This is a genomic window from Haloarcula sp. CGMCC 1.2071 (assembly GCF_037078445.1).
Lineage (GTDB): Archaea > Halobacteriota > Halobacteria > Halobacteriales > Haloarculaceae > Haloarcula > Haloarcula amylolytica.
In genome coordinates this window covers 1-7575 of the sequence record NZ_JAYMGY010000039.1, presented here as the reverse complement: position 1 = coordinate 7575, position 7575 = coordinate 1, and the positions used below count along the sequence as shown (strand labels likewise).

Sequence of the window (7575 nt, the reverse complement as noted above, 5' to 3'; positions counted from 1 at the left end):
ACGACTCCTCACCGCCGAAACTCACCGTCCGTCTCACTTCGAGAACTGGCCACGCATCGAAGTCATGGATTCAAGCTCTACTAGAGGGGTTTGTGGGCTTTCGATGTGATCGACTGATATTCCTTCGCGAGTTCTATCGCAGTCTCTTGATCCGGGACATCGTCACTCATACATAGAACTACCCCGCGCTCACGGAAGTGGTTACGCAGGTCACTCGGACGCTTGAATCTGAATCGTCTCCAGGTCCGCTGGGATATGAACAGTTGCGGTCACATATTCACTCACAATCCGTCGCATCGCATCAGCGTTGGCGGCCGCATCTGGATAGAAGTGAGTCAAATAGAGCTCATCGATATCCACGTCAGCAAGCGTCTGGCCCAGTTGATGCGGGGTCGCGTGGTTCGTTTCCTTCTCGTCGTAGTACGCGCAATCGTGGACGAGGACACTCGAGCCATCAGCGAAGCGAGCGACCGACGCCGACGCCTCCGTATCGCCGCTGAAGGTGAACGCGTCGTCGATTCGATAGGCAAATCCCGCTGCGGAATGGGTCGTCTCGCAGGTCTCGATATCGAACCCGCACAGCGTGAACTGCGACGAGTCATATTCGCGAACAGTCACGTCCAGACGCTCCAGAAGTAGATCGATATCAAGAAACCCCGACAGGTACTCTCGCGTGTCGGGCGGACCGACAATAGTGCAGGTCGACGCATCTTGTAGCCATCGGGCCTTGAGCAAGGAAGGGAGATCAGCAACGTGATCTAAGTGATGGTGAGTCAGCAGGACGGTGTCGAAGCGAGAAATATCGAAGCCAGCCTGAGCGAGTCGGTGAATCGTTCCAGCACCACAATCGAGCAACAAGGGAGTCGAACGCGAGTCCGCCTCGACGACGATTCCGGTCTGATACCGATCGCCAGTCGGTACTGCACTCCCTGTCCCAAGTAGCGTGAGGTTCATACAGAGATATTCTCACGCGCATCGAAAAAAGTGGAAAGGCGAGATGGAAAGCACATTCTGGATCTTCTGATCTTCAGTCAGGTGGACTGCAGCATTGTGAGAACCGCGTCAAAACGGACTTCGCTCAACCTTCGATTGTCTCATTCGGTCTTGAACAGCGTCAGTTCCTCGGTTTCGTAGATGTTGATGAGCTCGTTGATGATTTCGTCGTAGCTTTCGTCCTCGATTCGAAGTGGGTCGAGTCGCTCGATTGTTTCTTCATCGACTGTGATGTCGGGCATCATCTCTCGATAACCGAGGAGACGACAAAACCCTCTCGACACAGCAATGACCGAACGGACACCTACAAAACCTCGGTTGCGTAAGAACAAGAGGACTACCCGTGCGCTATTACGTGATCTCGAATGATGAGACTCAACAGGAGGAGTGGGTGACTACACTCGAAAGGCAGGGATTCGATGTCGTCGACGAGTACGACCCCGACGCGATTATCATTACGCTCGGTGGCGACGGGACGATTCTCTACGCTGCAAGAGCCTGTTCCGATCCGACCATCCTCCCTGTGCGAACGGACGGCTCCAAAGGATACAAGACACAGCTCGATACCGACCGGTTGGTAGAGACGCTCGACACGCTCGAATCGGGACCCGCCGAAGATACGTACACAATCAAAGAGCACCGCAAGATTGCCGCCTACCACGACGAGACACAACTCTGCAGAGAATTCACCGCAGTAAACGAGGTGAGCATCCACCATTCGTCCCCGACCCTCGCAGCAGTGCTCACGATGCGGATTCAAGACGGAGACGACCACTACGAATTCAACCGAATCGTCGGGGATGGAGTACTTGTAGCGACGCCGTTTGGATCGACAGCCTACTACCAGTCGATCACGAATGGAACGTTCTCCGAGGGGCTCGGCGTCGCATTTAACAACGTCCACACGCCAGTCGAGACGCCGGACTACCTGGTGCTCTCGGCGGACGCCGTCGTCGAGGTCGAAATGCTGGAATCCGAGCACGCCTCCAGCGCGGTCCTCACGCGAGACAACGCTGAAGAGACGTACGAACTGACCGTTGGCGAACCGATCGAGATTCGCCAGGCTGACGAATCCGTCGAGGTACTCGAGCCGCTGGTTCCAGATAGCTGAGTTCTGCCGTTTGAGTCAGGAGTTGGTAAGCCGCTGGCGTTCCGTCTCGAATTCCGTCTGGAGTCCCATCTCGTTGAGTGCTGTCGTCGCCTCGTTCAGTCCGTCCCTCGAACGCAAGCCGCGATACGAGACGATGTCGCCACGGGTGCTGGATCGAAGTAGAACGTGACAGGACTCGTCGGAGTCAGCTGAACCGTAACTTCACCGTCCCGAATCGGGCGCTGCCCAAAATTCCCTCGAGCCGCCTCTATGGGAACTCGGCTTGCCTCCGTCTCGACGTGTGCGAGTACGTCTTCGATTTCATTTCGCACACGGGGAGTCAACCCCCACGCGCCCAGCAGGCCATCGCGACTTGCGATCGCCGCGAATCGCGCTTCGAGTTCCTCGAGCGTGAGCTCTCCGTCGCTTCCGTACCCGAAGACGCCAAGGCAGGCGGCTGTCTCGAGATCGTCGAGGGCGACCAGTCCGACACCGTCCATCACTGGACTCCGAAGGCCGGGTTCGTCTCCCCTCGCGAGGACGTCACCACCGGCATCAACACCGACGACGAGGTCGATGTCCAGCTGCCGAGCAGCTGCATCGATCCCTCGACGGACGGCATCGACGCCATGCGAGATATCGATGAGGGCCGTGTCGGTATCATAGTGGCGAGCGACGAGCGTCTCCGTGAATTCGAACTCGTCCTGTACTCGCGTCTCAGCGCTAGCGAGCCCGACTGTCTCGCTGAGACGGTCGAGGCCATCGATCTCGTCGAAGGACCGCGGACCAGGACGGGTATCCTTCGGCACGGGTTCCCACGCGATACTGCCATCTTCTCGTTGAAGCGGAGAGGAGGACATCGAATCCGTGCTGTTCCAGTAACCGAGCGGTCAGAATACTCCCGACGATATCGCCGCTTCCACCGATGCCAAACACGAGTGCGGAGTCGAAGTCGAACAGCGCCTCGAGGGAGTCCATATATGCGTCTTCGAGAGCTACTACGAAGAACGATATGCCGGCCACACGCCGGTCACTCGCGCAACGCGTCAGTGACGATCTGTTCGTGATCGAATCCCATCTCGGGCAGATTCTCCGGATCGAACGTCTCCACCTGCGCGGCTTCTTTACGAGGCGTCGGTGTTTGGTCCCCACGAGGCGTACATCGATAAGCTGCACTCACGTTTCCGCGCTCGTCTCGGTCGGGATCATCGTAGAGGCCGACGAACCCGTCAATAGTTACGTCGAGACCGACTTCCTCCTTCGTTTCTCGAATACACGCTTCCCGTGCAGTTTCATCCGGTTCGACGAGTCCACCGGGCAGGACCCACGATCCTTCGAACGGTGGATGATTTCGTTCGAGAAGGACAACCTCTCCATCGATTACGATTACAGCGTCGACCGTCAGTGCCCGTACATCGACCATACGGATTGGTTCAATAACGGAGCACTAAGATGTGTAGGACAAACAGCCAGAGCTCAGAAGATTCCAGTCAAGATAATTCTCTGGAGTACAATCCCTGAGTATGAGAACTAGGGACAGACCATATTGGGCTAGAGGCCGTAGAGCTAGCTGATGCCCGAAGAAGTACTCTTCAAGACTGAAGAATCGCACTCCAGGTCAGAGATCGCCGAAACGCTCGTCGCTGCTGCCGAGCAGATCGAAGCAGGGACAGTCCAGCTAGAGAGCACGGATCAATCAGAGACTGTCACTGTTCCCGAGGAACCGACGTTCGAAGTCGAGCTCGAACGTCTCACCGACTCGGAAACCGGAGAACAACGATACGAGCTCGAATACGAGCTTCACTGGACAGAATAAGCGCCCCGAGAATGGGACCGGTCCTCAAAAGGCGGTTCCCTGAGACGCGTCGTAGGTGCCGACTAGCTGTGTCGCTGCGAGAATTTCAGCCTCCATTGCGATCGCCGACCCCAGCCGTGCTTTCCGCGTCTCCTCGGGCATCTCAAGTTCGGAATCGAGCGCGAGGAGTTTGAACCGGTAGGCGTGACTTCCCTCCGGCGGCGAGGGCCCACCGTATCCCTGTTCGACGTAGTCGTTATAACCCTCGACAGCGCGAGCAGCGTCCCAATCCTCCGGAATCGTTCCGATATCAGGGTCGATATCCCAGGCCAACCAGTGGTCCCACGTGTGGCCGGCGACGGGCTGTGCATCGGGGTCATCGAGTACTAACACCAAGGCATCAGCCTCAGCCGGAACGCCGCTAATACCGAGCTGTGGATTGGCGTTCTCGTTGACGTAGCCGGTCGAATCCGGCATCTGCTCGCCGTCATCGAAGGCTGGACTCGTCAGTTCAAGATTGTCTTGTTGGTCGACGTCTCCATCAAGTGGCGTTGACATATCGAATCAACCTCCGAGCTAGTCGACAGACTACAGGTGGTTCTGTCGACTCAACAAAGAGAGGTTACTTTGACTCTCTTATAATAATTTCTGGTTCAATTGCTATGCCAGTTCTTCTACGAGAAGTACCCGATACGGGCTCAATTCGACTGTTCATCGAAGTGTCTCGAATACATGTATTGAACTCAAACACCATTTCTCTAAGACAATTCATCCTCTTGGACGATAATACAAAAACTTCAAAGAGACCGAGGAGTCTCCGAATATTGAAATCAGAACACCAAGCGCTCAATTATTCGACCGAGGAAACCAGGACGATCCGATTCGTGTGTATGAACACCGATCGACGGACAATCTATGGCGTCAATCACCCGGTCGACAGGACTGCTTTTGAACTCATATCGGAGTTTATGATTTCTGCTCATAACGAGAAATTCGGCCGTTTGAGCGATCGTAATCAGTTCCTGTGTCGATCCGTCAGTCGTGACGATCTCAGTAGTAACAGGAGCTGAACAGAGTTCAACCAGTTCAGTATGATAGTCTTCGATGGTCTGTTTGAAGTCGGTCGTAGCAGAGGTCTCAACGGCGTATACCAATCGAACAGTCGCATTAAGTTCACTCGCAAGGGCATCAGCAATCCTGACCTTCGACGGATCATAGGGGCTTCTATCGGTGAGTACTGTGATTTCAGAGATCGTCTCGAACTCGCGATCTTCAACGAGAACGACATCACACGGCGCATGTCGCAGGATCCATTCGATTGGACTCCCGAAAAATCGATGCCGAAATCGTCCGGGATGCCGTTCCATCAATATAGCATCCGCTTCTTCATGACGTGCGAAGTTCACGATTGCGTGCCTGATGTCGTGGCTAACGATCTCACCATATCGGACAGGAACGTCAAATTCTTGCGAAAGGTGGTCTGTTTGGGCTTCGAACTGGAAATCAGCCGGGGATTGTACTTCTGACGCATAGTCAAGCGAAATCTGGTCGGGAACTTCGTCAAACTGAACGACGGTGACCACGCCGTCGTGTTTTCTGGCCATATCAGCCGCGATCCGCACAAGACGACGTTCTCGCTCTTCGGTCGTCCCTTCTGTAAGTGCCACTAAGACATCGTATTCCTCAGAAGAGAGTGATTCAGCGGTTCGGTCAACCACACTCTGACCAGCCTCACGCCGGACCGTATCAACGGCGATGCCCTCTCGATCTGTTCGCGGCCGAGCGTACAGCCAGTACCAGCCGATACTCCCGACCGTAATGATGACCGCACCGACGAGTGCTACAGTTCCCATTTGAGTAAGAAGTACGAGCCCACTCAGGACACCGAACACCTGCATCCCGGGATAGAGTGGCGATTCAAACGCCGGATCATATGTATCGAGATCGGCCCGTCGGAACGCGATCAAGGCGATGTTGATAAGGATGAAGACGAGAATTTGGAATGCGCTTGCGAGCTTTGCGATCTCGAGTATAGGGACAAACGCAATCAACGCGAGCATTACGATACCGGTCAGCGTGATTGCTGTTGTTGGCGTCTGGAATCGATCGCTGACAGTTGCAAATCGTGCAGGTGCCAGATTGTCCCGACTCATCGCGAATGGATACCGAGACGACGATAGGATCCCGGCGTTCGCAGTGCTGATCAACGCCAAGATTGCTGCGAGAACCACTGCAATAACGCCTGCCTGGGCAAGAGTTGCATTCGCCGCAATCGCCATTGGCGTATCCGTGTTCGCGAGTTCCTCAAGAGGAGAAACACCAATCATAACGGCCACAATAAGAACGTACAGAATCGTGGTGAATCCCAACGAGCCGAGGATACCGAGAGGAATATTGCGTTCAGGATGTTCGACCTCTTCTGCGACGCTCGCGACCTTCGTCACCCCAGCATAGGAGACGAAGACGAGGCCAGTCGCAGCAAGAAGTCCTCCCATACCATCAGCGAAAAAGCCCTCATATCGTGACGTCGTGACAGCAGGGGTTCCACCAAATATGAACCAGAGCAGCGCTGCGAGCATAATAACGACAATTGCAACTTGAAGTCGTCCCGTCTGTTTCACTCCAAGCATGTTGATGAGAATAAGAATAACAGCGAGGACGAGCGCTACAGGTTTGACCGGGAGATCAAATAGCAACACCAGATACGGGACGCCGCCCACGAGTGCCAAGGCTCCTTTGAACGCAAGCGAGAACCACGTTCCGATGCCTGCAACGGTTCCCAAGAGCGGCCCCATTCCCCGTTCAATATAGATATACGTTCCACCGGCCTCTGGCATAGCCGTCGCCATTTCGGACTTACTCAGGGCCGCTGGTACGACAAGCAGTCCCGCTATTAAATACGCAAGAACTACTCCAGGGCCAGCGATATCGATCGCTAGGGCTGGGAGAATGAAGATGCCGCTGCCAATCATTGCGCCAATACTAATAGCTAGGACTGCTGGAAGGCCGAGGTCTCGTTCGAGGTCTTTTGTCATAGGGAAATATCGTCGAAAGCTGGTTTGTTAGCTGGACTACTGAGATGGCTCAGATGTCCCTCACCTCACTTGCTATGTATTGCCACTCGCAGGGGGGAGTCAATCGTAAGACGGACGAGGAAAGCGATTCTACAAGGGCCGAGTGCGGCTCTCATAAGTTGAGCGTAACGCGTACACTATAAACGGTTCGAATTCTTCCAAATATGTGAACAGGACCCACGCACCAATGTGAAAATGATGAGATATTCACATTCTAACGTTATTTTATGTATATACCATAAAATACTCTAAAGTACCCAGAGGGTTTTAAGCCAAGAGAAGATATCGTACGAGCCAAACAATATCAACACTCCTTCAAATCAAGTATTTAGGATTCATACCAACATACCGGCACTGTCTAAATCTCCACCCCCCGTCATCGAAGTGTAATTCCCGTCTTCCAGAACCAACCGCGACCGAGACTAAAGTACAACGCTCTTGCGTAGGAGATTGTTGATACTGCAGAGCGGTGGCTGTGGAGTCGAAGAGGACAAGGGCACCGCGTTAGTGGCTAAACTAACTTATTGAGATAGTTGTCAAGGTGATTCTCGATCCACGAGGAGGCGAAGCTAAGTTGATTAGTCAGATTCCCGAATAGTTCTGTGATTCGTCTTCGATACTCG

Annotated in this window: 8 protein-coding genes; 2 read left to right on the top strand and 6 right to left on the bottom strand. The window is 54.1% G+C overall.

The window, feature by feature from the left end; all coding sequences use genetic code 11:
- Positions 1-210: 210 nt before the first annotated feature.
- Both VI234_RS21015 and VI234_RS21010 read right to left on the bottom strand, forming a co-directional pair.
- Entirely contained in the window at positions 211-954 is a 744-nt protein-coding gene (locus VI234_RS21015) for an MBL fold metallo-hydrolase (protein ID WP_336331205.1), read from the bottom strand.
- A gap of 140 nt (positions 955-1094) precedes the next feature.
- Positions 1095-1235 carry a DUF7557 family protein gene (locus VI234_RS21010; RefSeq protein ID WP_336331204.1) on the bottom strand — a complete coding sequence of 47 codons (141 nt, stop codon included), beginning with the start codon at positions 1233-1235 and terminating at the stop codon, positions 1095-1097.
- A gap of 149 nt (positions 1236-1384) precedes the next feature.
- Between VI234_RS21010 and VI234_RS21005 the strand changes: the two genes are divergently transcribed.
- On the top strand, positions 1385-2104 hold the full coding sequence (locus VI234_RS21005) for an NAD(+)/NADH kinase (protein WP_336331203.1): 720 nt from the start codon (positions 1385-1387) through the stop codon (positions 2102-2104).
- Positions 2105-2199: 95 nt separating this feature from the next.
- Here the strand turns inward: VI234_RS21005 and VI234_RS21000 are convergent, their stop codons facing one another.
- The gene (locus tag VI234_RS21000; RefSeq protein ID WP_336331202.1) at positions 2200-2892 is read right to left on the bottom strand and encodes a DUF1152 domain-containing protein; all 693 of its coding nucleotides are present in this window, start codon (positions 2890-2892) and stop codon (positions 2200-2202) included.
- 221 nt (positions 2893-3113) lie between these two features.
- A complete protein-coding gene (locus tag VI234_RS20995; protein WP_336331201.1) occupies positions 3114-3506 on the bottom strand; it encodes an NUDIX hydrolase in 393 nt (130 codons plus the stop codon).
- Positions 3507-3656: 150 nt separating this feature from the next.
- On the opposite strand from VI234_RS20995, the gene VI234_RS20990 reads away from it, so the two are divergent.
- Positions 3657-3899, top strand: a complete 243-nt coding sequence (locus tag VI234_RS20990) for an amphi-Trp domain-containing protein (protein WP_336331200.1) — start codon at positions 3657-3659, stop codon at positions 3897-3899.
- Positions 3900-3923: 24 nt separating this feature from the next.
- Here the strand turns inward: VI234_RS20990 and VI234_RS20985 are convergent, their stop codons facing one another.
- Together VI234_RS20985 and VI234_RS20980 are read right to left on the bottom strand one after the other, a co-directional pair.
- Positions 3924-4436, bottom strand: coding sequence for a YbhB/YbcL family Raf kinase inhibitor-like protein (locus VI234_RS20985; RefSeq protein ID WP_336331199.1), 513 nt, complete (start codon positions 4434-4436; stop codon positions 3924-3926).
- A 272-nt stretch (positions 4437-4708) separates the two neighbouring features.
- Complete coding sequence (locus tag VI234_RS20980) at positions 4709-6913, bottom strand: amino acid permease (RefSeq protein WP_336331198.1); 2205 nt, start codon at positions 6911-6913, stop codon at positions 4709-4711.
- Positions 6914-7575: the final 662 nt, after the last annotated feature.

Bases quoted from the DNA above. Each gene is read 5' to 3' on its own strand.
- VI234_RS21015 (WP_336331205.1), bottom strand. From the start codon at position 954: ATGAACCTCACGCTACTTGGGACAGGGAGTGCAGTACCGACTGGCGAT.
- VI234_RS21010 (WP_336331204.1), bottom strand. From the start codon at position 1,235: ATGCCCGACATCACAGTCGATGAAGAAACAATCGAGCGACTCGACCCA.
- VI234_RS20995 (WP_336331201.1), bottom strand. From the start codon at position 3,506: ATGGTCGATGTACGGGCACTGACGGTCGACGCTGTAATCGTAATCGAT.
- VI234_RS20990 (WP_336331200.1), top strand. From the start codon at position 3,657: ATGCCCGAAGAAGTACTCTTCAAGACTGAAGAATCGCACTCCAGGTCA.
- VI234_RS20985 (WP_336331199.1), bottom strand. From the start codon at position 4,436: ATGTCAACGCCACTTGATGGAGACGTCGACCAACAAGACAATCTTGAA.
- VI234_RS20980 (WP_336331198.1), bottom strand. From the start codon at position 6,913: ATGACAAAAGACCTCGAACGAGACCTCGGCCTTCCAGCAGTCCTAGCT.